Consider the following 23950-nt stretch of genomic DNA (forward strand, 5'->3'; position numbering starts at 1 on the left):
TCGGTGGACCGGCGGCTGCGCGGCGGCGCGCCCGGGCCGGGCCCCGGCGCCGCCCCCCCCGGCCCCGGCGCCCGCGCGCGCGGTGTTCGTCCGGGGGGGGGTCGGCGGCCGGGTGCGCTCTGTCTACGCGGCCGGGCGGTTCCCCGGCCGCCGGCTCGTGGTCGTACAAGGTGACGGTCACGGTCGGGTCCAGGTCTGGTCACGCGGAGTGCGGTGTGCAGGAGTGCTCCCCACGGCCCGCCCGACTGCGGGGCGGGCGAGCCGTGGGGTGCGGCCCTGGCCGGGCCGGCGGCGCGTCCGGGGTGCGCCGTCCGGTCCGGCCGGGGCCGGCCGGGTGGACGGTTGGCACGGGGGAGCCGACCGGCCACCCGGGGTCTGCGGGTGGTGAGGGTGGAGCGGTCCTGCGGTGGAGCGGATGGAGCAGGTGAAGCGGGTGGAGCGGTCCGGATGAGCGACGAGCCCGGGGGGTTTCGCTCGCCGCTCATCCGGAGTTCTGGGGTTACCTCCTGGGGGAGGCGTCGGCGGACTGCCCGGAGCGGTCGGGTTTCGGCAGGACACCGGGGAGCGTCGGCACCGCGGTCGGCAGCGGGCCCGTCCCGCTCCCGCCTGAGCCGTTCTTCCCGTCGTCGTTCTTGCCGTCGTCCTTCCTTCCGTCGTCCTTCTTCCCGCCGTCGGTGCTGCCGGGGCGGGGCGGGGACGTGGCGCCCTGGCGGTCGTCGTCCTTGCGCCGCAGGACCTCCCCGCAGTACTCCTCCACCTTCTCCGGCCCGCCGGCCGCCGTGACCAGCGCGCCGAACTGCGGGTCCGTGACCAGCAGGCGCGGGCGCTCGCCCTTGCCCTTCCGGTCGGTGTAGCCCTGGCAGAGCGCCACCAGCGCGGCCCTGGCCTGCTGGCCCCTGGTCTCCGTGGAGGCCGGGGGCGAGTCGCCCGGCGACGGTGGCTTCGCCGCACCGGTGGACGGACCGGCGGTGGACGCCCCGGCGGACGGCCCGGCGGACGGCCCGGCGGTCGACGGCCCGGTGGAGGGCCGGCGCGTGGACGGACCGCCGCCCGGGGCGGCGGACGAGGCGCCCGGGGCGGCGGACGAGGCGCCCGGGGCGGAGGAGGCCGTGGCGGGCGCCAGCAGCGAACGCCTCGGCTCCTCGGAACCGCCGCCGAGCCCGGACGGCAGGTTGCCCGTCCCGGCCGCGACCGCCACACCGCCGAGCGCAGTGGCTCCGAGCACGACGGCAACAGCCTTCGTACTGAAGGCCCTGGCCAGCGCGGCGGTTGCCATCGATCGTCTCCGGACGGGTGCGGATGGAGCGGGAACAGCAGGGACGGGCGCGAGACGGGCCTCCCGGAACGCGGCCAGGGCGGCCTCCTCACCGGCCAGTTCGTCCGCCACCGCTGGGGCGGCGGCGGCGGCCAACACGTGGGCGACCCCCGTACACCCGGTACTGGCATCCGGTCCGGTGAGCGAGGCGTCCTGGCCGGCCGACGGTCCGCCCACGGCACCGCCGAGCAACTGCTCGGCCGTGTCACGGTCGATCCGACGGGATCGGTTGGTGCTCATCTCATGTCCTTCAGCGTCGCGGCCCTGCGTTCTGTCACACCCTGGGGGGGAATTCTTTTCGTGCCGTCCTCCGCGCTCCGCCCGACGCCTCTCCCGGCACTCCCCGCCCCGGCCGGTCCGGCACGCCCTGCCGGCGGCTGGGCCGGCTGCCCGGACGGCCCCGTCGCCGGCCGCTGCGCCGGAATCCCCACACCCGCCGCGAGGGACTGCTCCAGCAGCTTGGCCAGCCGCTTCAGCCCCCGGTGCGCGGCCATCCGCACGCTGCCGGACTTCTTGCCGAGCACCCGCGCGGCGCTCTCCGCGTCCAGTTCCATCACGACCCGCAGCAGCACCGCCTCGGCCTGGTCGCGCGGCAGCCGGGAGATCAGGGCCAGCGCGTCCGCCGTGCCGACGGCGGCCAGCGCCGCACCGGCGGTGTCCTCCCCCGCGGCCAGCTCGGCCAGGTACTCGAACGGCAGGTCCGCGACCGGGCGGCGGCGGCGGGCGCGCAGGTGGTCCAGCGCGCGGTTGCGGGCGATGGTGGCGGCCCAACCGCGGAACCCGTCCCCGTCGCCGGAGAAGGTCCGCAGGTCGCGGGCGATCTGCAGCCAGGCCTCGGAGGCGATGTCCTCGGCGTCCTGGGCGTCCTCGGGCCGGCCCCCGACCAGCACCCGGAGGTAGCGGAGCAGGCCCGGCTGGACGCTCCGGAACAGCAGCCGGAACGCCTCCTCGTCCCCGTCCTGCGCCGCCCGCACGGCCTCCGACAGGTCGGCGGCGGCGCCCGGCCCGGCGGGCGGGTCCGCGGGCGGTCTCGCGGGCGGGGTGGACGGCGGGCCGGGCGGGGGGCCGCCGGACATCGGTGCCGGTCCGGACCGGCCGACGGGGTTGTCGGTGCCCGCTCCGGGGCGCTCTGCACTCTGCACCCGCCACATCATGCGCCATGCGCGCCGTCCGGCCGACCCGCCCGGCCCTCCGCGACGCGCTCCCGCACCCCCGCGCTCCCCGCTCGCGGGCCACCGCCCGCGCCCCCTGCCCTCCGGTACGCCCCGGCGGAGGCCGCTCGCGCCCGGGGTGCCGCCCGCGGCTCGGTCGGGGGCCCGTCGGCTCGGTAGGGGGTCGGTAGGGGGCCGGTAGGGCCGGTGTCGACCAAAGGCGCAGGGTGCCGGGCCCAAGGGCCCCCGGGGCGCTGCCCTTCGCCCGCAGCCCGGTCGGGGCCCGCCTGCGACCGTGGGAGGTGGGCGTGGGACTCCCGGACCGACCCCGCCGGGACCGCCCGCCCCGTGGCCCGGCCCGGGTCCGTGCCGGCCCGGGCCCGTACACCCGCCCGCCCGGCACCGCCCGCGTCCACCCGGGCGCGCGCCCGGGCCGCCGTCGCAGGACCGACAGCCGCCGCGGCCGGCCGACCGGCCACCACGACCCGCCGGGTGCCACCCGCCCCCGGGCACGACCGCCCCACGAGGGATGAGAAACGCGATGACGACCGCCCACGAGCTCTACGCGAAGGGCCTGCGCGACCACCTCGCGCCCGCGCTGCGCGCCCTGGGCCTGCTCGGGTGGCGCCGGACGTTCAGCCTCCCCGACGAGACCCACTGGGCCCTGCTCGGCCTGGTCGAGCAGGGCGGCCCGAGCGACCCGAGCGGCGCGGTGACCGGTCCCGCCGACGGCCCGGTGCGCTACACCTTCGACCTCAGCGTGGTCCGCAGGGCGGACTGGGCCGTCGCCGCCCTCCCCGGCCCGCGCCCCGACCCCCGCACCGTCTACGGCATCGAGACCTGGCGGGCCCGGATCGGCGAGGTGCTGCCCGTCGGCGAGGACGTCTGGTGGGAGGTGCTGCCCGGTCCGCGCTGGCGGGTCGCCCTGGACGACTCGATCGCCGCCGTCCGCCACTACGGCCTGCCCGAGCTGCTGCGCCGGGTCGAACGGGACCGCGGCGGCACCGGCGAGACCTACCTGGACCCCGCCGACCTGGAGCAGGTCAACACCGTCCTGCTGGCCGCCTCGGTGGCCCGGATCCAGCGCGCCGAACTGGTCGACAAGGAGCTCGTCCTGACCGGCGCCTGGACCAGGGCGGACGCACTCGCGCGGACCGTCCTGCAGGGCGTCGCCCACGGGTTCCTCTCCGCCGGGGACGAGCGCTTCCACGTGGTGCGCTGCCTGGACACCCTCGGCCGCGAGCTCTGGACCGTCGACCCGCTCGCCGAATGAACGCGCAGGTCAGCGGCGCTGTCATGGTGCGCGCCGTGACAACTGTCATGCGGATCCCGCAACGGACGACACTGCTCTGACGGAGGGTCGGCTCGGGAGACTGGAGGCACGACGCGGGCACCCGGCCCGCAGGTCGAGCACCAGCCCGGGGAGGAACCCACCATGAGCCAGACCCTCAGCACCCCTGCCGCTTCCACCGCCGTCACCGCCACCACCGCCAAGGCCCCGAACCCGCTGGCCGCCACGCTCCGCCCGCTCGCCCTGGACGTCGCCGCCCCGCTGGCCGGCTACTACCTGCTGCGCTCCGCGTTCGGGATGAGCGAGTTCGCCGCCCTCGCCTGGAGCGGCGTCATCCCCGCCGGCCGGACGGTCGTCGGGCTGGTCCGCGAGCGCAAGCTCAACCTGTGGGCCTCGATGATGCTCGGGGTGAACGCGGTCGGCCTGGCGCTCACCACCGTGACCGGCGACGCGCGGCTGATGCTCGCCAAGGACGGCGCCCTCAGCGGCACCCTCGCGCTGGCGATCCTGGTCTCCACCCTGCTCGGCCGGCCGATGATGTCCCCGATGCTGATGCCCTTCCTGACCAAGGGCGACCAGGCCCGCTCCGCCGCCTGGCAGCGGCTGGCCGACGGCCGGGCGGCCCGCTCGCGCTCCTTCCGCCGCTACGAGCGACTGTTCTCCGGCATCTGGGGCACCGCCCTGCTGACCGAGTGCGCGGCCCGGGTGGTCGGCGCCTTCACCCTGCCGGTGTCGACCATGGCCTGGCTGTCCACCGTGTTCCTGATCGGCGCGATCGTCGCCGGGTCGGTGCTCGGCCACCGCGCCGCCGACCCGATGGAGAAGCTGGTCCGCACCGAGGCCGCCGAGCCCACCGGCCGCTGAGGACGCCCCTCGCACCACCGGCAGCACCCGCACCACCGCCCGAACCCGCGCCGCCCGGCTCCCTGCTGACGGCCGGTCGCACAGTCCAGGAACCATCGGGTCGGCCCCGGAGTCCTCATATAACGAGGGGGTAACGGGCCCCCGGCGAGGAACGGGGATCCTGATGAGCCGGACGCACGAGCTGACCACCACCGAGGACCGCACGCTCGTCTGGGACGGCTGCCTCAACGTCCGCGACCTCGGCGGCCTGCGCACCGGCGACGGCACCCGCACCGCCCACGGCGCGATCGTCCGCGCCGACAACCTCGACCGCCTCACCGCCGAGGGCTGGGACACCCTCCTCGACCACGGCATACGCACCGTCGTCGACCTGCGCAACATCGAGGAGTACCGGCCGCTCCTCCCGCTCCCCGACGACGTCGAGCTGGTCCGCGTCCCGCTGGACGAACTCGCCGGCCCCGCCTGGTGGGAGACGTACGGACGGCTGGACGGCACCCCGCTCGCACTGCGCCCCTACCTCGACCACTGCCCGCGCGCCGCCGCCGAACTGATCGCCACCGTGGCGGGCGCCGGGCCGGGCGGGCTGGTCGTGCACTGCGGCGCCGGCCGTGACCGCACCGGCCTGGCCGCCCTGCTGCTGCTCGCCCTCGCCGGCGTCGAGCCGTCCGAGATCGTCGCCGACTACCTGCTCAGCTCGGCCAACGTCCGCCCGCTGTACGGCATGCTCGGCCTGCCGGACCAGTACCGCAGGATCGACGCGGTGCTCACCGAGGCCGGCACCACCGCCGAGGCCGCCCTCCACGCCACCCTGGACGGCTTCGACCCGGCCGGCTACCTGCTCGGCGCCGGCGTCGACCCGGCGGACATCGCCGCCGTCCGCGCCCGCCTGCTGGACTCCCGGCCGACCGACGGACGGCCCGCCCGGCACTGACGGACCGTCGGGTCCGGACCGGCCACGAACGAACCGGCCACGAGCAGACCGGCTACCAGAGCCGGTCGATCTCGCCCGGGTGCAGGGCGATCCGGCTGTCCGGGAAGTCCGCGCGATGCCGGCGGGCGCGCTCCGTGAAGAAGCCGGCCATGGTCACCTTGTCAAAGCCCTCCTGGTCGCTGGGGAACGGCAGTCGGGGCGTCCCGCCGACCAGCACCGCGCCCGGCAGCCGCTCCCAGCCGGCGCCCTCGTAGAAGTGCTGGAGCACCCGGTCGCAGGTGAAGAGCCCGAGGTCCGCGCCGCTCTCCGCGACGACGGCGCGGGCCGCCGCCACCAGCCGCCGCCCGTACCCGCGGCCGCGCTGCACCCGGTCGGTGACCACGGCGCTCAGCCCGCACGCCGCGTACGTCCGCCCGGCGTGCTCCAGCCGCTTGGAGAGCAGATCGAGCGCCGCGACCACCCGGGCGCCGTCCAGCAACAGCATCGACACCGGGCGCAGCGCCGGATCGTGCACCGGCGCGGTGGACGGCGCCGGCGGGCCGGGCCAGGCCTGGTCCTGCAACTCGGCGACCTGGAGCTTGAGTTCCCCCGGCACCGCGGTCTCCGGCAGCGTGACTATGCGCATGCCCCTCCCAGGGTCGCCTCCGCCGGGTCTGGCAGACTCCGGGCGTGATCTTCCGTACCGCGACCCGCCAGGACCTGCCCGCCGTCATCGCGCTGCTCACGGACGAGGACGGGGTGACCGACCCCGCCACCGTCCAGGTCGACGAAGCCTACGCCCGCGCCTTCGCCGCCGTGGACGCGGACGCCCGCAACGAGTTGCTGGTGCTCGACGAAGGCGACGGCACCGTGCTCGGCTGCCTCCAGCTCACCTACATCCCCGGCCTCGGCCGGCACGGCGAGGAGCGCGCACTGATCGAGGCCGTCCGGGTGCGCGCGGACCGCCGGGGCGGCGGTCTCGGGCGCGAGCTGCTCACCCGGGCCGTCGGGCGGGCCCGCGAGCGCGGTTGCACCCTGGTCCAGCTCACCAGCAACAAGCGGCGCACCGAGGCGCACCGGTTCTACGCCTCACTCGGTTTCGCGCGCAGCCACGACGGGTTCAAGCTGTCCCTCTGAGGGCGGGCCGGGGCGGGCGACCCGGGGCGGGCGACCGGCCGGGCGCCCGTAAATCGTTCGCGACCGTTCGGCCCCGGCGGAGATACTCGGGCCATGGTGCGATTCTCCGACTTCGACACGCGCAACTACCCGACCGTGGACGTCCGTACGGGCTACGCCCAGTGGGTGGAGACGTACGAGAGAACGGTCGAGGACGCCATGGACCTCGCCGTGCTGGACCGGCTCGCGACCCCCGCCTGGGCGGAGGTGACGCGCGCGGCCGACCTCGGCTGCGGCACCGGCCGCACGGGCGCCTGGCTGCGCGGGAAGGCCGCCGACGGCCTGGTCCTGGACGGGGTGGACCTCACCCCCGAGATGCTGGCGGTCGCCGAGGGCAAGGCCGTCCACGACAGCCTCACCGAGGCCGACGTCGCCGCCACCGGGCTGCCGGGCGGCGGCTACGACCTGGTGATCTCCTCCCTGATCGACGAGCACCTGGCCGACCTCGGCCCGCTCTACCGGGAGGCGTTCCGGCTGGCCCGCCCGGGCGGTCGCTGCGTCCTGGTCGGCCTGCACCCGTACTTCATCATGGCGGCCGGCATGCCGACCCACTTCACCAGCACCGCCGGGGACGACATCGCCATCACCACCCACGTCCACCTGGTCTCCGACCACCTGAGCGCCGGGCTGGCGGCCGGCTGGCGGCTGGTCGAGATGGCCGAGGCGGTCGTGGACGACGCCTGGATCGCGCTGAAGCCCAAGTGGGAGAAGTACCGCAGCCACCCGGTCTCGGCCGCGTACGTCTGGGAGAAGACCGCCTGAGCGCAGGCCTCCGCGGGGCTCCTGGGCACAACTCCCACCATCGTCAACCGATGGTTGACGATGGTGGGGTCGACAACCTACGGTTGACGCATGGAGAATCCCGTTGTTCCCAAGACCACTCCCCTGCGCCTCGACGACCTGATCGACGCGATCAAGAAGGTCCACTCCGACGCGCTCGACCAGCTCTCCGACGCGGTCATCGCCGCCGACGCCCTCGGTGAGCTGGCCGACCACCTGATCGGCCACTTCGTCGACCAGGCCCGCCGCTCCGGCGCGTCCTGGACCGACATCGGCCGCAGCATGGGCGTCAGCAAGCAGGCCGCCCAGAAGCGCTTCGTCCCCAAGGACCCGGGGGCGCCCAGCGACCTCGACCCGAGCCAGGGCTTCAGCCGCTTCACCCCCCGGGCCCGGCACGTCGTGATGGCCTCCCAGGAGGAGGCCCGCACGGCCGGCAACGCCGAGATCGGCACCGTGCACCTCCTGCTCGGCCTGCTCGTCGAGCCGGAGGGCCTGGCCGTCAAGGCGCTGGCCGCCCAGGGCATCACCCCCGAGGCCGTCCGGGAGGCCTCGGCCGCCGCGCTGCCCGCCGCCGTCGAGGAGGTGCCCGGGCTCATCCCGTACGACACCGAGGGCAAGAAGGTGCTGGAGCTGACCTTCCGGGAGGCGCTCAAGCTCGGCCACAACTACGTCGGCACCGAGCACATCCTGCTGGCGCTGCTGGAACAGGCGAACGGCACGGGCCCGCTCGCCGACCTCGGCGTGGACAAGCCCGAGGTCGAGACCTTCACCGCGGAGGCCGTGGCGGCCTTCATCGCGGCGAGTGCCGCCTCGCCGGAGTGACCCGCTCTCGTGGGCCCCGGTCCGCCGGGGCCCACGACCGCTCAGAAACCTGACACGTGCGTGGAGATGATCCGCACCCGCCCGTCGGCGGCCGCCTCCATCGCCGCCCGCAGTCGCAACGAACGTGCCGGGCCGAGGAGTTCGAGCGCCTCCTGGTCGGTCACCCAGCGGTGGTCGTCCAGTTCGCCGGCCGGGAGGGTCACGGGGGTGCCGTCCGGGACGGTGCCGAAGTCGAACAGGAAGTGCTCGGCCGGGTGGTCGAGATCGCCCGAGGGGTGGGTCCAGGAGACGGCGAGCAGCTCGCCGGCCGGGCGGACGATCCCGGTCTCCTCGGTCAGCTCCCGCTCGGCACACTCGACCGGACCCTCACCGAGGTCGATGGTGCCGCCCGGGAACTGCCAGTGCTCCCGGTACCCGGCCTTCACGATCAGGATCCGGCCGGACTCGTCCCGCAGTACGCAGCCCGCGGCCGCGTAGATCCGCGGCAGCGACGCCAGCCACTCTTCGCGGGACTTCAACGGCTCAGCCGACACAGCGGGCCTCCTCGGGCACGGGGATCTCTGCGCCCACTCTGCCACCCGCCCCGGCACCGGGCCTCGCCCGACGGGACGAGACCCGTCCGGAGCGAGACCCGTCCGGAGCGAGGCCGGTCCGGAGCGAGCGGTCAGGCCTGGCCCAGGAGGTGCTCGACCAGCCGGTCGAAGCTGGAGTTGAGGCCCGCCTCGGCCTCCGGGCCGCAGTACATGGCCGGCACCTCGGTCTGGTGCAGGACGGCCCTGGTCCGGCCGTCACCCAGGTCCGTCAGGGTCAGGGTCGAGCGCAGCCCGACGCTGTCCTCCTTGAAGGCCAGCAGCTCGCCCGGCCGGATGTCGGTGATCTCACCCGTCACCGGGTAACGGTCCCCGGTCGCCTCGATGACCATGGTGCTGTCGTAGCGCCCGCCCACCTTCGGCTCGATGGTCACGGTGTCCAGCGGGACGTGGGTGCCGACCGGGCCCCAGAAACGGACGAACTGCTCGGGCTCGGTGTACGCCCGGAAGACGACCGCCGGGGCGGCGGGCAGCTCGCGGGTGATGGTCAGCTCGTTGAGGTTCTCGGTCATGGTGTGTCCTCTGCGTTCTCGCGGTGCGGTGTGTTGCTTTCACAGGGGTAGACCGGGGCCGGCCGCGAAACTCATCGCTCCGGCGGAAGGTTTTTCGAGAACTTCTTCGAGAACCTCTTCAAGGGCTCCGGCGAGGGCTTCTTCGACCGCTCCGGCGCGGGCTTCGGTGCGGTGATCTTCGGCAACTTCGGCGCGGGCCGATGAGCCGGGGCCGCCGGAGCGGTCTGCCCTGCATGAACACCCACCCGAACACCCACCCGCACGCGAACCCGACCACGCGCCCGAACGCCCGCCGGGAACCCCTCACCGGCCCGGCACTGACCTGCGACGTCGGCGCCCTCACCGCCCCCGACCTGGCCGTCGTCGACGCCCTCGCCCGGCTCCGGCTCGCCGCCGGGCGCCACGGCGTGCGGGTCGTCCTGACGAACGCGAGCAGCCCCCTGCGGGAGCTGCTCGCGTTCAGCGGCCTGGCCGGCGTCCTGCCCGTCGAGGGGGCGCTAGGCGTCCAGCCGGGGCGGGAGGCCGAAGAGCGGGAAGAGGGTGTCGGTGTCCAGGAAGTTGGTGAGGCCGGTGATCCGGCCCGCTGACACCTCCAGCACGATCAGCGCCCACGGCTCGTGCCCGCCCGCCGGGCTCGGCCGGTACTGCCCGAAGGCCGGGCTGCCGTTGGCCTCCACCGGGACGAGCCGCGAGCCCCGGCAGCCGTGGCCCGGGCCGAGCATCCACTCGCGGATGTCGGCGTGCCCGGTCAGCCACAGCTCGTACGGCGGCATGTTGAGCGTGACGTCCTCGTGCAGCAGCGCCGCCAGCCCGTCCATGTCGTACGCCTCGAAGGCGCTGACGTAGCGGGCCAGCAGCGCACGGTGGTCGTCGTCCAGCGCGGGCGCCGCGCGGGTGGCCGAGGCGTCCGCCGCGAGCACCGACCGGGCCCGCTGGAGCGCGCTGTTGACGGAGGCGACGGTGACCCCGAGCAGCTCGGCGACCTCGGCCGCCTTCCAGCCCAGCACCTCCCGCAGGATCAGCACCGCCCGCTGCCGGGGCGCGAGCCGCTGCAGCACCGCGACGAACGCCAGCCGCACGGACTCGCGCTGGGCCGCCACGTCGGCCGGGTCCCCCGTCTCGGGCAGGATCCGGCCGTCCGGCGCCGGCCCGATCCACGTCACCTCGGGCAGCTGGGCCTCGGTGGCCGTGGCCACGGTGGACGGCCCGGCCAGGTCCATCGGTCGGGCCCGGCCGTTGCGGCCGTTCAGCGCGTCCAGGCAGACGTTGGTGGCGATCCGGTACAGCCAGGAGCGCAGCGCGGCCCGGCCCTCGAACCCCTGGTGGCCGCGCCAGGCGCGGACCATCGTCTCCTGCACCGCGTCCTCGGCCTCGAAGACCGAGCCGAGCATCCGGTAGCAGTAGCCGGTCAGCTCCGTCCGGTACCGCTCCAGCTGGAGCTCGACCGGCTCGTCCGTCATCAGGTCGGCCATCGTGCGCGCCCCCGTGTCCTCGCCCCGCCAATGATCACGAGGAAGGTACCGCAGGGCACCGACAACCGGGCCGACCGGAGCGGCCGGGCGGCCCGGTCAGCCGGCCTTGGGGTACTCCTGGCCCGAGTCGAAGGAGGCGGTCACGATCTGCCACACCTTCGGGAACTCCGCGCCGGAGATGCCGGTCGGGTTGAGCGAGTAGACCACCTTGCGACTCAGGTCCTTGGTGGCGAAGACACCGCTGGTGTAGCCCGGCCGGGAGCCGGTCTTGCCCCAGACCTGGGTGCCGTTGGGCAGGGTCGCGCTCATCAGGCCCTTGCTGAAGCAGGCGTGGCCGGCGGTCGGGCCGATCTCGCAGTTCTTGTTGCGGTGGTTGGGCACGTCCGGCACGTCGAACAGCTCGGCCTGCTGGGCGGGCGGGAGCAGCCGGCCGCGCAGCAGCGCCGTCATGAAGCGGTCCAGGTCGGCGGCGGAGGAGATCATGCCGCCCTCCGCCCACGGCCAGGGGCTCTGCTCGGTCACGTCCACCCGCTGCCGGACGCCGTCCGGGCCGGTGACGTCCAACGAGGACGGCGCGTGCGGGCCCGGCAGGGCGAGGTCGTCGCGGTCCGGGACGACGGTGTCGCGCAGGCCGAGCGGGCGGGCGATCCTGGTCTGCACCTCCCGGGCGAAGGACCGGCCGGTGACCTTCTCGACCAGCATCCCGGCGACGAGGGTGTTGACGCCGTTGTACTGCTGCGCGGTGCCCGGCGCGAAGCCCATCGGCTGCGTGACGGCGTCCGCCACCACCTGTGCGGGCGTCCAGGAGTCGGCCTTGTGCGCGACGAACCAGCTCTCCGTGCCGTCCCCGGAGGTCAGACCGCCACCCATCGGCAGACCGCTGGTGTGGTCGAGCAACTGACCGACGGTGACCGGCGGGTAGGACGCCGGCAGCAGCCCCGGCAGGTACTGCTGGACGGTGCCGTCCAGGTCGATCCGCCGCTCGGCGGCGAGCTGGAGGACGACGGTGGCGGTGAACACCTTGGAGATGCTGCCGATCCGGAACCGGGCATCCGCCGGCACCCCGGCCCCCGCCGTCCCGGACCACTGGCCGCCCCGGCCGCCGACCCGGACCAGCGCGCCGGTGATGCCCTCGCTCGGCAGGTCGGCGAGCGCGGCCGCCAGCGCCGCGCGGTCCGGCTGGCCGGCCAGCCGGACGGCGACGGCGGCCGAGCTCGCGCCGCCCGCCGGTCGGTCGTCCGCCAACGCCGGGGTCGCGATGCCCGCGATCCCGGCGGCCAGCAGTGCGCCGGAGACGGCGAGGGTGCTCCAACGGCGGTTGCGTACAGGGGTCTTCATCGGCTTGCTCTCCACGGTGGCTCGTCCGGGGTGACGCTCTGTCCGGGAACGAGTCTTGTGGGAGCCGGGCACACCGACCATCCGGGACGGCCCCCCAGCCGCCCCGGAGTCGACCCCGAGACACCCCCGGGGTATTTCTGAGCACGCGTCAGGGGCGGGCGCCGCGATCGGCGCCCGCCCCTGACGAAGGCGACCGGCTCAACACGCCTCTCGGCGTTCCTCCCGGTGCACCCCTCAGTGCGCGGAGTGCTTCTCCGCACCACGGTGGCGGTGGCCCTTGAGTTCGGCGTGCATCGCGGGGGCGGAGTGCATGGCCGCCGTCGCGGCGTCCTGCCCGCCGTGCCGGAAGGCACCGCCGGAGCCGGACCCGGCGGCGGCCCGTGGCGCACCGGCACCGAGCTTCGGGGGGAGCGGCCCGGGGCTCGTCGCCATGCCCCGGCGCTCCAGCAGGTCCTGGGTGCCCCGGCGGAGCTTGTCGGTGCTGCTCGGTGTTCGCTTGGTCATCGTCGACCTCCCTTCGGCGGTCACCGGCCACGGGGGCGTCGACCGGGAGGCCGCACGGGCGTTATGTCCGGAATTCAGCCGGGTTACACCTGACCGCAGCCGAAGACGTCGGGCCGGACGGGCGGCCCGGGCGAGGGCCGGGGGCTCAGCGGGAGCCGGGACCCCGGGCCGGAGCCGGGGCTGGGGCTGGAGCCGGGGGCTCAGCCGATTACCTCGTGGACGAAGCACCAGCGCCAGTCCTCCCCCGGCTCGTACGAGCGGATCACCGGGTGGGAGCTGTTGTGGAAGTGCGCGGTGGCGTGCTTCTGCGGCGAGAAGTCGCAGCAGCCGATGTGACCGCAGTCCAGGCAGACCCGCAGGTGCACCCAGTCCCGGCGGCCCGCGGCCAGGCAGTCGGCGCAGCCGTCGGTGGGCGGCAGGGGCGTGATGTCCTGGGGTGCCGCGTTGAGGTCTTCGCAGGCGCTCATGCACGCAGAGTAGTGACGGCCGCCCCGACCGGACGCCCAAGACACGCCCGGGGCGCCCCGGCTCGACGCCCCCGGGCAGTCCGTACCGGTCCGCCCGGACTCACTCCGCGGCGACCGGCGCCCCCGGAGCCGTCCAGCTCGCCAGCATCGCGAGCTTCTGCGCGGTCGGCGAGCCCGGCGGGGCGGTGTAGGTGACGAGCAGCTGGTCGGCGGAGCCGTTGACGGCCAGGGTCTCGTAACCGAAGTCGAGCACGCCGACCAGCGGATGGCGGATCAGCTTGACACCGTGGGTCTTCTGCTTCACCTGGTGGTCCGCCCAGAGCCGGCGGAACTCCTCGCTGCGCACCGACAGTTCACCCACCAGCGCGGCCAGCCTGGCGTCCTCCGGGTACCGGCCGGCGTCCAGGCGCAGATAGGCCACCGTCTCGGCCGCGACCGCGTCCCACTGCGGATAGAACTCGCGGGCCGCCGGATCGAGGAAGGCGAGCCGGGCGGCGTTGCGCTGCTCCGGCGCGAGGGCGGAGAAGCCCTGCACCGCGTCGCCGAGGGCGTTCCAGGCGAGCACGTCCATCCGGCGGCCGAGGACGAAGGCCGGCACCCCGGCCATCAGGTCCAGCAGCAGCCGGGTGCCCTCCCGGACCTGCTGCCCGCCGCGCACCGCGGCGGCCGGGCGCGGCGGGCGGGCCAGCGCGTGCAGGTGCGCGGCCTCCACCTCGTCCAGCCGCAGCACCCGGGCCACCGCGGCCAGCACCGCGTCGGAGGCGCTGGCGCCCCGGCCCTGCTCCAGCCGGATGTAGTAGTCCACGCTGACCCCGGCGAGCTGCGCGACCTCCTCGCGGCGCAGGCCCTGCACCCGACGGCGGCCGTGCGAGGGCAGGCCCACCTCCTCGGGCCGGATCCGGGCCCGGCGCGAGCGGAGGAAGTCCCCGACGGTGTTCTCCATGCCCGCAGCGTAGCCCCGGGTCCGCGACGCGAGGGTGGTACGGGCGTTCCCAGGAACGGCACTCCCAGGAAGGGCCTTCCCAGGACATCGGCGGCCCTGGATGGCCCGCCCGGGCCCGCGCAGAGTGGTTCCCGTCAGCACGACCGCAAGGACCACGCACGAAGGTAGGACCTCATGAGCTACGCCGCCCTCGCCACCCGCACCGCCGTCGTCACCGGAGCCGCCAGCGGCATGGGCGAGGCCACCGCCCGCCTGCTCGCCGCCGGTGGTGCCCGGGTCGCCCTGCTGGCCCGCCGGACGGAGCGGCTGGACGCGCTGGCCGCCGAGATCACCGCGGCCGGCGGCCGGGCGCTCGCCGTCACCACCGACCTGACCGACCAGGCCTCGGTGGACGCCGCCGTCAAGACCGTCCACGACGCGTACGGCCCGGTCGACCTGGTCGTCAACAACGCGGGCGTGATGCTGCCCAACCCCGTCGCCGACGGCCGGCTCGACGAGTGGACCCGCATGATCGACACCAACCTCACCGGCGTGCTGCGGATCATCCGCGCCTTCACCGCCGACCTCGTCGCGGCCGCCGACGAGGGCCGCACCGCCGACCTCGTGAACGTCTCCTCGATCGCCTCGCACATCGTGTTCCCCGACTACGCCGTGTACGGGGCCACCAAGGCCGCGGTCACCCAGCTCTCCGGCGCGCTGCGCACCGAACTGGGCCCGCGCGACGTCCGGGTCAGCGCCATCGAGCCCGGGCTGACCGACACCGAGCTCGGCGGGCACATCGACAACCCGGTGCTGCGCGAGCAGCTGGGCGGGATGTTCGACGCGATCCCGGCGATGACCGCCGAGGACATCGCCGACCTGATCGCCTACACCGTCACCCGCCCCCGCCACGTCAACCTCCGCCACCTGGTCGTCCTGCCGACCCGGCAGGCCTGAGCCCGGTCGGCCCCACCCGGGTTCCCCCACCGGCCGGTGGGCCGCCATGGGAGCATGCCAACCGTGGCGATCGTGGCGGGGAGTACGAACAGCGACACCGGCGGTGCCCGGACGGACGGCCCGCCCGGGCCGGCCGGCGTACCCGGGCCGGCCGGTTCCGGCCTCCCGCCGGACATACCGGCGGCCCGGCCCGGCACCCCCGGGCCGGCCCCCACCGGCCGGATCCGCCAGCCGGTGGCACTGATCCGGCTGCTCGTCGGCCTCGCCGCGATCACGCTGACCCTGCTGCTCGCCGACTACGCCCGCGCCACCACCAGCGGCATCGCCGCCGACGTCGCCCAGGCCGCCCGGCTGGTGCCGCGCCCGCTCGCCGCGATCGCGGGCGGCCTCTCCACCGCCGCCCTGCTGCTGGTCCCGGTCTGGTCGGCGGTCCGCCGGCTGCTCTCGGCCGTGCCCGAGCGGCGGCGCATCCTCCAGCACCTCTCCGACGGCCTGCTGGCCGCCGTCCTCGCCTACGGCGCCTCCCTCGCCGTGGACCTCGGGGTCGACGAGCTCGCCCCCGCCTCACTGGTCGCCGCCATCACCCAGCCGCTGCCCGGCCACACCCTCGCCCACACCGAACCGGTCTACGGCTACCTCGCCCCCGTGCTCGCCTTCATGACCGCCTCCGCCGCCCGCGAGCACCGGGTCCCCCGGATCGTCCTTGCCGTCTCCGCCCTCGCCGGGCTGGCCGCCGGCTACGCCACCCCGACCGCCCTGCTGCTCGGCCTGCTGATCGGCTGGACCGCCGCCCACGGCACCCTCTACGCCGTCGGCACCCCCGACCCGCGGCCCCGGCCCGCCCAGCTCCTGCAGAGCCTGCGCGAGGCGGGCCTGCGCCCCACCGCCGCCCACCCCGCCGGCCCCGACCGCTACCTGGTCCGCCAGGAGGCCGGCCGCCCCGACCTCGACGTCCAGCTGCTCGACCGGCAGGCCGTCACCGCCGCCCTGGTCCAGCGCGCCTGGCGCCGGCTGCGGCTGCGCACCGCCCCGCACCCCCGGGCACTGCGCTCGCTGCGCACCGGGCTGGAACACGAGGCCCTGGTCTCCTACGCGGCCGTCGCCGCCGGCGTCCGCACCCGCCGGATCGCCGCCACCGCCGGACTGGGCCGCGACAGCGCCCTGGTCGCGTACGAGTACCTGCCCGGCCGCACCCTGGACCAGCTCGCCGACGACGAGCTGACCGACCGGCTGCTCACCGACACCTGGTCCCAGCTCGCCCTGCTCCAGCGGCGGGAGATCTCGCACCGGGCCCTCGTCCCCTCCTCGCTCCTGGTCGACCGGGCCGGCGCGGTGCACCTGGTGGACCTCGCGGACGGCGACATCGCGGCGAGCGAGCTGGTGCTGCGCTGCGACATCGCCCAGCTGCTCACCACCCTCGCCCTGCGCGTCGGCGCCGAGCGGTCGGTGCGCACCGCGGTGGCGGTGCTCGGCCCGGACGTCGTCGGCGCGGCCCTCCCGCTGCTGCAGCCGATCGCCCTCGCCCGCACCACCCGGACCGCCCTGAAGCAGGCCGCCCGGGCACGCTGCGCAGCCCTCGCCCCGGCCACCGGGAGCGGCGCGGGCACCGGAGTGCCCCGGCCGGCCGGGGCCGGGAGCGGCGCGGGCCCGGCCGACGCCCCCGCCGCCGTCCCTGGAACCGCCCCTGCCGTCCCCGCCGCTTCGCCACCGCCCGGCGAGCTGCTGGACGCCATCCGCGCCGAAGTCCTGCGGACCCGGCCGCAGGCGCCCGTCCGAGCGGTGAAGGTGGAGCGCCTGCGCCCCCGGACCCTGCTGGCGGTGGCCGGCGGCGTGGTCGCCGGGTGGCTGCTGCTGCCCCAGCTGTTCGCGTCCGAGCAGAACCCGATCGCCGCCGTGGCCGACGCCGACCCGCTCTGGCTGGCGCTCGCCGTGCTGGCCGCGGTCGCCAGCCACTTCACCGCCGCGATGGGCTTCGTCGGCTTCGTCCCCGAGCGGCTCGACTTCCGCAACGCCGTGCTCGCCCAGCTGGCCGGCTCCTTCGTGAAGCTGGTCTCGCCCGGCGGCGTCGGCGGAGTGGCCCTGAACACCCGCTTCCTCCAACGGGCCGGCATCCCGACCGCCCAGGCGCTGTCCAGCGTCGGCGTGGGCCAGCTCTTCGGGCTCGTCCTGCACCTGTTGCAGCTCGGTGCCTTCGTCTACCTGCTGGACCTGGAGCCCGGCGGCTCCGAGCTGGACGCGCTGCCGGCCGTGGTGAGCGGCCTGGCCGGGGCGGGGGTGCTGCTGGCCGGGGTCTCCGCCGTGCCACCGGCCCGCCGCTGGCTGGCCGCCCGGCTGCGGCCGCTGACCTCCGAGGTGCTGCCCCGGCTGCTGGAACTGCTGCGCAGCCCCGGGCGGCTGGCCGTCGGCGTGACCGGCCAGCTGCTGGTCTCGCTCTGCCTGGTCGCCTGCCTGTACTGCTGCGTCCGGGCGGTCGGCCGGGAACCGGCCTTCGCCTCGGTGGCGGTGGTCTTCCTGATCGGCAACGCGGTCGGCAACGCGGCGCCGACCCCGGGCGGGGCCGGCGCCGTGGACAGCGCACTGGTGACGCTGCTGGAGCACACCGCGTCGATGGAGGAGGGCGGCGCGCTGGCGGGCGTCGCGCTCTTCCGCCTGCTGACCCTGGTGCTGCCGGTGCTGCCGGGCTGGGCGGCCTTCGCCTGGCTGCAACGGCGCAGAGCGCTGTGACCGCCTGAGGCCGGTCCGCGCACCCCCGCTCCCGGCGCTCGCGCTCGGCCACTCCCGGTGCTCGCGCTCGGCTACTCCCGGTACTCGTCCTCGTCGAGCTCGACGACCCGGCTCTGCTCGGCGACGTCCGCGACCTCGGTCGCCGGGTCGGCGCCGAGCGCCCGCCGCTCCGCCAGCTCGTCGTACTCGTCGCCCTCGTCGGCCTCGACGTCCGGTTCCACCGCCTCGGCGACCTCGGCCGGGTAGTCCTCGTGATTCTGCGGCATGGCGTCCGTCCTCGCTGCTCGGAGGCTCCCACGGGGCCCGTTGGGGGTACTGGAAGTATCCGTCGGCGGCCGCTCGGACGCGATGCGCCACCGGGCCTTCGGCGTGTTGTCCGGTCCCGGCCCGCCGACCGCGGACCACCTCCCGCCTGCCCGGCCGTCCGCGCGCAAAACGGGGCCGCGGCCACCGGGGGTACGATCAGTGCCGTACCAGCAGGGCTTACCCTCACCCACCCGGTGGCCCCGAAGCCCTTACGAACGACGGGGAAATCATGTCCGGCTCGCACTACTTCACCGGTGCACCCGAGGTCGCCAGCGAGCGGCGTCCGATCACGGTCACCCTGCCGGACGTCACCCTGGAACTGACCACCGACGCCGGCGTGTTCTCCCGCAGCCGGCTCGACCCGGGCACCCGGATCCTGCTGGAGCACGCGCCGCCGCCCCGGGTGCGCGGCCCGATCCTGGACATCGGCTGCGGCTACGGCCCGATCGCGCTGACCTGGGCGACCAGGCGCAAGCGGCTGCCGGTCTGGGCGGTCGACGTGAACACCCGCGCGCTGGAGCTGGTCCGGCTGAACGCGGAGGCGCTCGGCCTGGGCAACGTGCAGGCGGCGCTGCCGGAGGACGTCCCCGAGGACCAGCGGTTCGCGGCGATCTACTCCAACCCGCCGATCCGGGTCGGCAAGGCCGAACTGCGCCGGCTGCTGCACCAGTGGCTCGGCCGGCTCACCCCGGACGGCTCGGCGTTCCTGGTGGTCCAGAAGCACCTGGGATCGGACTCGCTGCAGAAGTGGCTGAACGACCAGGACTACCCGACCACCCGCGTCACGTCGGTCAACGGGTTCCGAATTCTGGAAGCGCGGCCCCGCCCGGAGGGCGCGGGCCCCGAGAGTGGACGAGGTACGACGTCGTGAAGCAGCTCCGCGGGACCGAACTGAAGCGGCTGCACCGCCAGTGGCGGCGCAGCAACGAGTTCCGGCTCGCGCTGATCCTGGAGAACCTCCAGTCCCCGTTCAACGTCGGCTCGGTCGTCCGGACCGGCGCCGCGATGGGCGCCGAGAAGCTGTACCTCACCGGCGACACCCCGTCGGTGCGCTCCTCCGGTGCCCAGAAGGCCGCGATGGGCACCGACAAGTACCTCAAGGTGGAGCACTTCCCCACCGTCGCCGAGGCGGTGACCGCGGCCAAGGCGGACGGCTTCAAGGTGGTCGGTCTGGAGCTGGCGGACGACGCGGTGCCGATGTTCGCCGCCGAGCTGACCCCGGCGGTGGCCTTCGTGCTGGGCCACGAGGACCGCGGGATCACCCCCGACGCGCTCGCGCTCTGCGACCAGGTGGTCTTCGTCCCGCAGCTGGGCCGGGTCGGCTCGCTGAACGTCTCCGCCGCCGCGACGGTGGCCTGCTACGAGGCGCGCCGCCAGGGGTACGCGATCAGCGGCACCCCGGACGGCAGCGACGCCGGCGGCCTGGACCTGGACCTCGACGACGAGTGACCCCGGTGGGAGAGGGCGGGCGCCCTCTCCCACCGGCGGCTCGTACCGCCCTTGCCCGTTGGGGCTCGTACCTCTCAGACCTCGACCAGCACCTTGCCCCGGTTGGCCTCCCGGTCCACGTAGAGGCTCCGGTAGGCCTTCGGGATCTCGTCGAAGCCCTTGTGGACGGTCTCGTGGTAGCGGATCTCGCCACGCCGGACCAGCCCGCCGAGGTCCTCGTGCATCGCCGCCAACTGCTGCTCGTCGAACCACTCCTGGGCGAAGATCCCACGGATGGTGGTGCGCGGGAACATGATGTACGGCAGCAGCCGGGGCCCGGTCAGCTCGCCGTTCACCGTGGTCGCCCACTGCCAGCAGACCGCGACCCGGCTGTCCACGTTGAGCATGGTGAACACCGCGTCGGTGACGGTGCCGCCGAGGTTGTCGAAGTAGCGGTCGACGCCGTCCGGAACGGCGAGCAACAGCGCCTCCCGGACCTTCTCGGCATCGTCCGCCTGGTCGTAGAGCACCACCTCGTCGAAGCCGAGCTCCTTCAGGTACGCGGCCTTGCCCGCCGAAGCGGTGGTGCCGACCACCCGGCCGGCGCCCGCGCGCTTGGCCAGCTGACCCACCAGGGTGCCGATCGAGCCGGAGGCACCACTGATCACCACGGTGTCGCCGGGCCGGACCTCCAGGAACTTGGTCAGCGTGCCCCAGGCCGTCATCCCGGGCGCCCCCATGATGCCGAGCGCCGTCGAGAGCGGCAGCCGCTCGTCGTACTGGGCCGGATCGAGCCGGCGGTAGGCCGGGAAGAGCATCGGGAAGATTCCGGTCTTCCACACCTCCTCGGCGCCGTTGTGGACGAGGTGACTGCGCCAGCCGCCGAAGCCCTGAACGAGGTCGCCCACCCGGAAGGCGGCCTCCGGCCCGGCCTCCAGCACCTCCATGATCGAGTCCGCGCCCATGTGGTGGCCGATCGGCGTCTCCAACGCGAGGCCGTTCTGGTACGGGTCGACCGAGACGTACCTGGTCCGGAAGAGCATCTCGTCCGGCCGGAGCCTGATCTCGACCTCCTCGACCACCTTCCGGTAGATCCGGTTGACGTCCGGCACCCCGTCGAGGTGCTCGCGGACCACCCACTTCTCGATCTTCATGCCAGGGCCCCTGTCGAAACGGTACTGGTGGACGGGATCTCCTCGACCGGACCGGTCTGCTGCTTCGGCGGCCGGGCGACGGGGAGGATCAGATGGGTGGGCGGCGGCGCGCTCAGGTCGATCTCGGCGTGGAACTCCCGCCCGTCGTCCCGGCAGATGAACTGCATCACGTGCCGGCCGGCGGCGGCCGCCCGGATCAGACCGCCGATGGTGGCCCAGACCCCGGAGAGGTAGAAGTCGGAGAGCCCCGGGAGCACCGGACCGTTCTTCTTGATCTCCTGCTCCACCGTCTCGCTGCCCTCGACGAACGGGTTCCAGCCCGGGAAGGTGCCGTCGTAGACGCCGGTGTAGCGGACCTGGGTCAGCGGGGTCGAGACGTCCGCCACCGAGACGGCGCCCTTGAAACCGGGGAAGCGCTCGTCCAGGAAGGAGACGATCCCGTTGCGGACCCTGCGCTTGGCCGCCATGTACTCCCGGCCGTGCTTGACCGGCAGGGTGTGCAGCTCCTCACCGCGCCGCACCCGGGAGGACTGCTCCGGGCCGTCGTGCAGCGCCCGCCAGGGGTCGATCTCGGAGAAGTAGGTGGCGAACACCACGGTGGACTCCCGGGGCGCCAGCTCCGGGTAGTGCCGGGTGCGGAACTGCACGTTCATGCTCGGGCAGCGGATGCCGGTGAGCTCGGCGGCCTGCTGCTCGTCCAGGAGGTAGGTGGTGCACGGGTCGCCCTCCGGGAAGGGCCGGCGCAGACCCAGGAAGAGCGCGACGTACCCGGGCGACAGCTGGCCCGGTTCGTCGATCAGCGAGGTGTAGAGCCTGCGGTAGGTGTCGTTCAGGTAGCGGCCCTTGAGCAGCTTCATCACCGTCGTGTGGCCGTCGGCGGCGGAGACCACGATGTCGGAGCGGAACTCCCGCCCGTCGCTCAGCCGGACGCCCACCGCCCGGTCGTCCTCGACCAGGATCTCCTCGACCTTGGCGTTGTACGTCACCTCGCCGCCGAGCTTGCGGTAGCGCTGCTCGATCGAGCGGGCCAGCCCGAGCGAACCGCCCTCCGGCACCCCGGCGGCCTGGTTGGCGTGCGAGGCGAGCTGGAAGTAGAAGGGCAGCACCGGGAACGCCGGGTGCTTCTCGTAGAGGATGAAGTTGAACGCCTCGCGCAGCAGCGGGTCGCGGAACCGCTGGGAGTAGTCGGTCATCAGGACGGTGATCGACTTCCGGATGGTGTTGAAGTACGGGAGGAACGAGGCCAGCATCCGCCAGCGCTCGATCCGGCCCATCAACCCGACCGGCTTGAGGAACGGGTAGACCGCCAGTGCCTTGCGGAACGTCCGGATGCCGTCGCAGAACTCCCGGATCGGTGCCGCGTCGGCCGGCGAGATGCCCAGCAGATGGGCCTCCAGCCGGTCGGGGTCGGAGTAGAAGTGCACCGCCCGGCCGTCCCGGCCGCGGACGATGTTGAACACGTCGAAGTGCCGCATCTCCTTGCCCTGGAGGGCGCCGAGCTCCAACCAGATCTGGTACATCTCGTTGCCCGGGCCGTTGCCGAGCAGCCAGCTGATGCACCAGTCGAAGGTGAAGTCGCTGCGGTCCCAGCCGGTGCAGGAGCCGCCGGGGATCTCGTGCATCTCGAAGACCTGGGTGCGGTACCCGTTCATCTGGGCGTAGCAGCCGGTGGAGAGGCCGCCGAGGCCACCACCCACGATGATCATCGTTTCTCGTCGGCGCCCTGCCGGCGGTGTTTGCCGTGCCAATTCCCTGGCCTTCCTCGTGGTCGTGCCGTTTGCCGTTGCGCTTGCCGCCGCGCGTCTGCCGCTTGTCGGTTGCTGCTTGCCGCTTGCCGCTGCCGCCGCGCGTGTCGCGGTTCGCGGTGCCCGCCGCTTCTCGTCTGTCGCCCGTCGCCCGGGGGCGCCGCTCACCAGGCGATCGGTAGCGCCTGCAATCCGTTCACCATGGCGTCCGCCTTCCAGCGCAGCTCGTCCTCGGGAACGGCCAGCCGCAGGCCGGGCAACCGGTCCAGCACGGTCTCGATCGCCACCTGGAGCTCCAGCCGGGCCAGATGGGCGCCGATGCAGTAGTGCACGCCGTGGCCGAAACCGATGTGCGGATTGCCCGGGCGGTCCAGGACGAGGCGCTCCGGCTCCTCGAAGACCTCCGGATCACGGTTGGCCGCGGCGGTGGCGATCATCACCGCCTCACCGGCCCGGATCGTCACCCCGCCCAGCTCGACGTCGGCCGTGGCGTAGCGGGGCAGGCTGAAGCCGGTGAGCAGCGGCACGTACCGCATCAACTCCTCGACGGCCTTCGGAATCAGCTCGGGATTGTCCCGAAGGCGGCGCAACTCCTCAGGATTGACCAGGAGTTGGTGGAAGAAGTTGCCGATCTGGTTGGTGGTGGAGACGAAACCGGCGATCAGCAGGTCACAGGCGATCGAGAGCAGTTCGTCCTCGTTGATCAGCTGCTGCTCGCGGCAGGCCCGGACCAGCACGGTCAGCAGGTCCTCGCCGGGCTCGCGGCCGCGCAGGTCCAGCACACCGGCCATGTACTCGATGAACGCCTGGCCCTCCACGGCGAGCACCTCGCCGGGCGTGACGGCGGAGAGCACCGTCTCCGCCCACTGCCAGAGCATCCGATGGTCCTCGGCGGGGATGCCGAGGACCTCGCAGATGATGGTGGTCGGCATCGGGATCGCGAAGTCCTCGACCAGGTCGGCCGGTTGACCGGACGCGAGCAGACCGTCGACCAGCTCGTCGGCCAACTCCCGGGCCCGGACGCGCAGCCGCTCGACCCGTCGGGCGCTGAACTCCTTGGCCACCAGCGAGCGCAACCGGGTGTGCTCCGGCGGCTCGGTGGAGAACAGGCCGGCACCGCTCCGGGCGACCGGACGCATCCGGGGCTGGTCGTGGCCCATCGCCTCGGCGAGGCTGAAGCGCGGGTCGGCCAGCACCGTCCGCACGTCCTCGTAGCGGGTGACCAGCCAGGCGCCGTCACCGTAGGGCAGCCGGATCCGGGCCAGCGGCTGCTCGCGCAGCTCGGCGTAGCGGGGGTGGAGATCGAGGCCGAGCGACTCGAACGGGTAGGACAGCGGCTGATGCTGCCTGAGCATGAGGTGGTCCACCTCTCGTGTGGGACTGCCGGAACTGCCGGAACCACTGGTGGTGGCAGGACTTCTGGGACTCGTGGAGCTCTTGAGGCCGTGAGGGCTGTGAAGGCTGTCAGGGCTGTCAGGGCTGTGGGAGCGGTAGGGATCACGGGGATTCCGGGGACCGCCGG

25 protein-coding genes are annotated in these 23950 nt (G+C 74.2%); 11 read left to right on the plus strand and 14 right to left on the minus strand.

Annotated elements, in window-relative coordinates:
- Window positions 1–499: 499 nt before the first annotated feature.
- Together ACFVYI_RS02180 and ACFVYI_RS02185 are read right to left on the minus strand one after the other, a co-directional pair.
- Window positions 500–1555, minus strand: a complete 1056-nt coding sequence (locus tag ACFVYI_RS02180; protein ID WP_387880544.1) for a hypothetical protein — start codon at window positions 1553–1555, stop codon at window positions 500–502.
- The gene (locus ACFVYI_RS02185) at window positions 1552–2457 is read right to left on the minus strand and encodes an RNA polymerase sigma factor (RefSeq protein ID WP_387880546.1); all 906 of its coding nucleotides are present in this window, start codon (window positions 2455–2457) and stop codon (window positions 1552–1554) included. The genes ACFVYI_RS02180 and ACFVYI_RS02185 overlap by 4 nt, the downstream gene beginning before the upstream one ends.
- A 550-nt stretch (window positions 2458–3007) precedes the next feature.
- Here ACFVYI_RS02185 and ACFVYI_RS02190 point away from each other — a divergent pair.
- The 3 genes from ACFVYI_RS02190 (at window position 3008) to ACFVYI_RS02200 (ending at window position 5552) form a co-directional block, all read left to right on the plus strand.
- Window positions 3008–3739 carry a hypothetical protein gene (locus tag ACFVYI_RS02190; RefSeq protein WP_387880549.1) on the plus strand — a complete coding sequence of 244 codons (732 nt, stop codon included), beginning with the start codon at window positions 3008–3010 and terminating at the stop codon, window positions 3737–3739.
- A gap of 162 nt (window positions 3740–3901) precedes the next feature.
- Window positions 3902–4621 carry a VC0807 family protein gene (locus ACFVYI_RS02195; protein ID WP_387880550.1) on the plus strand — a complete coding sequence of 240 codons (720 nt, stop codon included), beginning with the start codon at window positions 3902–3904 and terminating at the stop codon, window positions 4619–4621.
- A 163-nt stretch (window positions 4622–4784) separates the two neighbouring features.
- A complete protein-coding gene (locus ACFVYI_RS02200) occupies window positions 4785–5552 on the plus strand; it encodes a tyrosine-protein phosphatase (RefSeq protein WP_387880552.1) in 768 nt (255 codons plus the stop codon).
- A gap of 52 nt (window positions 5553–5604) precedes the next feature.
- Here the strand turns inward: ACFVYI_RS02200 and ACFVYI_RS02205 are convergent, their stop codons facing one another.
- Window positions 5605–6177: a GNAT family N-acetyltransferase gene (locus ACFVYI_RS02205; RefSeq protein ID WP_387880554.1), complete on the minus strand. Its 573-nt coding sequence runs from the start codon at window positions 6175–6177 to the stop codon at window positions 5605–5607.
- A gap of 44 nt (window positions 6178–6221) precedes the next feature.
- Here ACFVYI_RS02205 and ACFVYI_RS02210 point away from each other — a divergent pair, with 44 nt between their 5' ends.
- The 3 genes from ACFVYI_RS02210 to ACFVYI_RS02220 all read left to right on the plus strand — a co-directional run bounded on the left by ACFVYI_RS02210 (window position 6222) and on the right by ACFVYI_RS02220 (window position 8309).
- Entirely contained in the window at window positions 6222–6668 is a 447-nt protein-coding gene (locus ACFVYI_RS02210; protein WP_387880556.1) for a GNAT family N-acetyltransferase, read from the plus strand.
- A gap of 93 nt (window positions 6669–6761) precedes the next feature.
- Window positions 6762–7469 (plus strand): class I SAM-dependent DNA methyltransferase, encoded by a 708-nt coding sequence (locus ACFVYI_RS02215; protein ID WP_387880558.1) that lies wholly within the window; start codon window positions 6762–6764, stop codon window positions 7467–7469.
- Window positions 7470–7559: 90 nt separating this feature from the next.
- A complete protein-coding gene (locus ACFVYI_RS02220; RefSeq protein ID WP_387880560.1) occupies window positions 7560–8309 on the plus strand; it encodes a Clp protease N-terminal domain-containing protein in 750 nt (249 codons plus the stop codon).
- Between the two features lie 41 nt (window positions 8310–8350).
- Here ACFVYI_RS02220 and ACFVYI_RS02225 read toward each other — a convergent pair whose 3' ends face one another.
- Entirely contained in the window at window positions 8351–8842 is a 492-nt protein-coding gene (locus ACFVYI_RS02225) for an NUDIX domain-containing protein (protein WP_387880562.1), read from the minus strand.
- A gap of 131 nt (window positions 8843–8973) precedes the next feature.
- Entirely contained in the window at window positions 8974–9411 is a 438-nt protein-coding gene (locus ACFVYI_RS02230) for an SRPBCC domain-containing protein (RefSeq protein ID WP_387880564.1), read from the minus strand.
- Window positions 9412–9644: 233 nt separating this feature from the next.
- Between ACFVYI_RS02230 and ACFVYI_RS02235 the strand changes: the two genes are divergently transcribed.
- Window positions 9645–9998: an STAS domain-containing protein gene (locus tag ACFVYI_RS02235; protein WP_387880567.1), complete on the plus strand. Its 354-nt coding sequence runs from the start codon at window positions 9645–9647 to the stop codon at window positions 9996–9998.
- Here the strand turns inward: ACFVYI_RS02235 and ACFVYI_RS02240 are convergent.
- The 5 genes from ACFVYI_RS02240 to ACFVYI_RS02260 all read right to left on the minus strand — a co-directional run bounded on the left by ACFVYI_RS02240 (window position 9909) and on the right by ACFVYI_RS02260 (window position 14135).
- The gene (locus ACFVYI_RS02240) at window positions 9909–10871 is read right to left on the minus strand and encodes a sigma-70 family RNA polymerase sigma factor (RefSeq protein ID WP_387880568.1); all 963 of its coding nucleotides are present in this window, start codon (window positions 10869–10871) and stop codon (window positions 9909–9911) included. The two genes, ACFVYI_RS02235 and ACFVYI_RS02240, sit on opposite strands and share 90 nt — an antisense overlap.
- Window positions 10872–10979: 108 nt before the next feature.
- Window positions 10980–12221: a serine hydrolase domain-containing protein gene (locus ACFVYI_RS02245; RefSeq protein ID WP_387880570.1), complete on the minus strand. Its 1242-nt coding sequence runs from the start codon at window positions 12219–12221 to the stop codon at window positions 10980–10982.
- 234 nt (window positions 12222–12455) lie between these two features.
- A complete protein-coding gene (locus ACFVYI_RS02250) occupies window positions 12456–12725 on the minus strand; it encodes a hypothetical protein (RefSeq protein ID WP_387880573.1) in 270 nt (89 codons plus the stop codon).
- A gap of 200 nt (window positions 12726–12925) precedes the next feature.
- Window positions 12926–13192 carry a UBP-type zinc finger domain-containing protein gene (locus tag ACFVYI_RS02255; protein ID WP_387880576.1) on the minus strand — a complete coding sequence of 89 codons (267 nt, stop codon included), beginning with the start codon at window positions 13190–13192 and terminating at the stop codon, window positions 12926–12928.
- A gap of 100 nt (window positions 13193–13292) precedes the next feature.
- Window positions 13293–14135 (minus strand): helix-turn-helix transcriptional regulator, encoded by an 843-nt coding sequence (locus ACFVYI_RS02260; protein WP_387880578.1) that lies wholly within the window; start codon window positions 14133–14135, stop codon window positions 13293–13295.
- 174 nt (window positions 14136–14309) lie between these two features.
- Between ACFVYI_RS02260 and ACFVYI_RS02265 the strand changes: the two genes are divergently transcribed.
- Window positions 14310–15071 carry an SDR family oxidoreductase gene (locus ACFVYI_RS02265; RefSeq protein ID WP_387880581.1) on the plus strand — a complete coding sequence of 254 codons (762 nt, stop codon included), beginning with the start codon at window positions 14310–14312 and terminating at the stop codon, window positions 15069–15071.
- A gap of 72 nt (window positions 15072–15143) precedes the next feature.
- Window positions 15144–17795: a lysylphosphatidylglycerol synthase domain-containing protein gene (locus tag ACFVYI_RS02270; RefSeq protein ID WP_387880584.1), complete on the plus strand. Its 2652-nt coding sequence runs from the start codon at window positions 15144–15146 to the stop codon at window positions 17793–17795.
- A gap of 71 nt (window positions 17796–17866) precedes the next feature.
- Here the strand turns inward: ACFVYI_RS02270 and ACFVYI_RS02275 are convergent, their stop codons facing one another.
- Window positions 17867–18061: a hypothetical protein gene (locus ACFVYI_RS02275; protein ID WP_387880587.1), complete on the minus strand. Its 195-nt coding sequence runs from the start codon at window positions 18059–18061 to the stop codon at window positions 17867–17869.
- Window positions 18062–18330: 269 nt separating this feature from the next.
- On the opposite strand from ACFVYI_RS02275, the gene ACFVYI_RS02280 reads away from it, so the two are divergent.
- Together ACFVYI_RS02280 and ACFVYI_RS02285 are read left to right on the plus strand one after the other, a co-directional pair.
- A complete protein-coding gene (locus tag ACFVYI_RS02280; protein ID WP_387880589.1) occupies window positions 18331–18972 on the plus strand; it encodes a class I SAM-dependent methyltransferase in 642 nt (213 codons plus the stop codon).
- Window positions 18969–19550, plus strand: a complete 582-nt coding sequence (locus ACFVYI_RS02285; protein WP_387880591.1) for a TrmH family RNA methyltransferase — start codon at window positions 18969–18971, stop codon at window positions 19548–19550. The genes ACFVYI_RS02280 and ACFVYI_RS02285 overlap by 4 nt, the downstream gene beginning before the upstream one ends.
- Window positions 19551–19624: 74 nt before the next feature.
- Here ACFVYI_RS02285 and ACFVYI_RS02290 read toward each other — a convergent pair whose 3' ends face one another.
- From ACFVYI_RS02290 to ACFVYI_RS02300, 3 genes are all read right to left on the minus strand, one after another.
- On the minus strand, window positions 19625–20683 hold the full coding sequence (locus ACFVYI_RS02290) for an MDR family NADP-dependent oxidoreductase (RefSeq protein WP_387880594.1): 1059 nt from the start codon (window positions 20681–20683) through the stop codon (window positions 19625–19627).
- Window positions 20680–22389 carry a phytoene desaturase family protein gene (locus ACFVYI_RS02295; RefSeq protein WP_387880596.1) on the minus strand — a complete coding sequence of 570 codons (1710 nt, stop codon included), beginning with the start codon at window positions 22387–22389 and terminating at the stop codon, window positions 20680–20682. Before ACFVYI_RS02295 ends, ACFVYI_RS02290 begins: the two co-directional genes overlap by 4 nt.
- A 203-nt stretch (window positions 22390–22592) precedes the next feature.
- The gene (locus tag ACFVYI_RS02300) at window positions 22593–23783 is read right to left on the minus strand and encodes a cytochrome P450 (RefSeq protein WP_387880599.1); all 1191 of its coding nucleotides are present in this window, start codon (window positions 23781–23783) and stop codon (window positions 22593–22595) included.
- Window positions 23784–23950: the final 167 nt, after the last annotated feature.

The sequence above is a fragment of the Kitasatospora sp. NPDC058218 genome (assembly GCF_042882445.1).
Lineage (GTDB): Bacteria > Actinomycetota > Actinomycetes > Streptomycetales > Streptomycetaceae > Kitasatospora.

Coding starts and splice junctions, on each gene's coding strand:
- ACFVYI_RS02180 (WP_387880544.1), bottom strand. CDS start 1,555: ATGAGCACCAACCGATCCCGTCGGATCGACCGTGACACGGCCGAGCAG.
- ACFVYI_RS02190 (WP_387880549.1), top strand. CDS start 3,008: ATGACGACCGCCCACGAGCTCTACGCGAAGGGCCTGCGCGACCACCTC.
- ACFVYI_RS02195 (WP_387880550.1), top strand. CDS start 3,902: ATGAGCCAGACCCTCAGCACCCCTGCCGCTTCCACCGCCGTCACCGCC.
- ACFVYI_RS02200 (WP_387880552.1), top strand. CDS start 4,785: ATGAGCCGGACGCACGAGCTGACCACCACCGAGGACCGCACGCTCGTC.
- ACFVYI_RS02205 (WP_387880554.1), bottom strand. CDS start 6,177: ATGCGCATAGTCACGCTGCCGGAGACCGCGGTGCCGGGGGAACTCAAG.
- ACFVYI_RS02215 (WP_387880558.1), top strand. CDS start 6,762: ATGGTGCGATTCTCCGACTTCGACACGCGCAACTACCCGACCGTGGAC.
- ACFVYI_RS02220 (WP_387880560.1), top strand. CDS start 7,560: ATGGAGAATCCCGTTGTTCCCAAGACCACTCCCCTGCGCCTCGACGAC.
- ACFVYI_RS02230 (WP_387880564.1), bottom strand. CDS start 9,411: ATGACCGAGAACCTCAACGAGCTGACCATCACCCGCGAGCTGCCCGCC.
- ACFVYI_RS02235 (WP_387880567.1), top strand. CDS start 9,645: ATGAACACCCACCCGAACACCCACCCGCACGCGAACCCGACCACGCGC.
- ACFVYI_RS02240 (WP_387880568.1), bottom strand. CDS start 10,871: ATGACGGACGAGCCGGTCGAGCTCCAGCTGGAGCGGTACCGGACGGAG.
- ACFVYI_RS02245 (WP_387880570.1), bottom strand. CDS start 12,221: ATGAAGACCCCTGTACGCAACCGCCGTTGGAGCACCCTCGCCGTCTCC.
- ACFVYI_RS02250 (WP_387880573.1), bottom strand. CDS start 12,725: ATGACCAAGCGAACACCGAGCAGCACCGACAAGCTCCGCCGGGGCACC.
- ACFVYI_RS02255 (WP_387880576.1), bottom strand. CDS start 13,192: ATGAGCGCCTGCGAAGACCTCAACGCGGCACCCCAGGACATCACGCCC.
- ACFVYI_RS02260 (WP_387880578.1), bottom strand. CDS start 14,135: ATGGAGAACACCGTCGGGGACTTCCTCCGCTCGCGCCGGGCCCGGATC.
- ACFVYI_RS02265 (WP_387880581.1), top strand. CDS start 14,310: ATGAGCTACGCCGCCCTCGCCACCCGCACCGCCGTCGTCACCGGAGCC.
- ACFVYI_RS02275 (WP_387880587.1), bottom strand. CDS start 18,061: ATGCCGCAGAATCACGAGGACTACCCGGCCGAGGTCGCCGAGGCGGTG.
- ACFVYI_RS02280 (WP_387880589.1), top strand. CDS start 18,331: ATGTCCGGCTCGCACTACTTCACCGGTGCACCCGAGGTCGCCAGCGAG.
- ACFVYI_RS02290 (WP_387880594.1), bottom strand. CDS start 20,683: ATGAAGATCGAGAAGTGGGTGGTCCGCGAGCACCTCGACGGGGTGCCG.
- ACFVYI_RS02295 (WP_387880596.1), bottom strand. CDS start 22,389: ATGATCATCGTGGGTGGTGGCCTCGGCGGCCTCTCCACCGGCTGCTAC.
- ACFVYI_RS02300 (WP_387880599.1), bottom strand. CDS start 23,783: ATGCTCAGGCAGCATCAGCCGCTGTCCTACCCGTTCGAGTCGCTCGGC.